Below are 1,217 nucleotides of genomic sequence, written 5' to 3'. Positions count from 1 at the left end.
CGACCTGCGGGTCGTAGTAGCGGAACAGGTTATAGTGCAGTCCCGTCTCACCGTCAGCGTACTGCCCGGCATAGCGCAGCGGCTGGTGCGCCATCGCCGAGCGATTCACAACCCTCGAGAATCCTTCACTCTGATGATGTATTTCGCCAAAGCTGCCGTACTGGCCGCTCCAGCGCACCGCGCCGCGCTCGTCGGTCACTTCCAGCGGCGCGCCGTTCAGGTCGGTATTGAACCAGTAAATCTCACCGCTCTTCTGGTCACGGAGGTGATCCACCCTCGCCAGCGGGCTCCAGGCTTCATTAGGGTCGTACATATACGTGCTGCACAGCCCGCTCTCCTGCTGCTCCTGCAGCAGGCGGTAGCCCTGCCACAGGAATCGGGTGTCGGTGGTGCCGTGCGTCGTGGTGACGATTTTGCGCGTGCGGCGGCCCAGCGCGTCATAGTGATAGCGCGCCTCAAAGCGCCCTTCCGGCCCGGTTCCCCGGGCGGACACCAGACGGTTCTCGGCGTCATAGGCGTAATGCTGTTCATACAGCCCGTTGCGACGGCTGACCAGGTTGCCCCAGTGGTCGTATTTCATAAACAGCGCCTGCCAGTGCTGCAGGCGGTTATCCGTGACCGGTACCGCATCGTCACTGGCGGCGAGGTTATCCGCGGCGTCATAGCTGAACTGCGCGCGGCCGTGCCCATGGCGGGCCTCGTAGTGCTTCAGCAGGCGCCCTTCGGCGTCGTAGCCGTAGTCCACCTCACCGCGCAGGGTGTCGCTGACGCCGGAAAGCTCGCCGCGCGCGGTGTAGCGATAAAGGCGTTCCAGTAGCTCCTGCTCCGGCAGGGTCACGTCCGTACTCAGCTCGCTGCGCTGCAGGGTGCGTCTTCCGAGGCTGTCATACTGACGGAGCTGCTCGCGCGCGCCCTGAGTGCGGCGCACCTCGCGGTGCAGGCGGTCGCGGGTGAACTCGGTCACCAGCTGCTGCCCGAAGCGGATAGCGCTGACGTGGCCGGAGCCGTAGTGCAGCCAGGCCAGCTTTTGCTCGCCGGGCAGCGTCAGGCCGGTCAGGTTGATCAGGGCATCCCACTCGTAGCCCACCGCGCCGTTAATGCCGGACTCGCTCAGCACGCGCCCGGCGGCGTCGTGGCGGTATGCGATCTCATCGCTTTCGATACCCAGGGCAACGCCTTCGGCCGTCGGCGTGCGGCGGATGCGGGTAATCTGGCCG

General features: G+C 65.6%; 1 protein-coding gene. It reads right to left on the bottom strand.

The features are described 5' to 3' along the window. On the bottom strand, nt 1-1,217 hold a 1,217-nt coding region (locus AC0TNG_RS00040), incomplete at both ends, for an RHS domain-containing protein (RefSeq protein ID WP_473723521.1).

Source organism: Enterobacter sp. PL_is514 (assembly GCF_055816715.1).
This window is presented reverse-complemented; position numbering and strand designations above follow the sequence as displayed.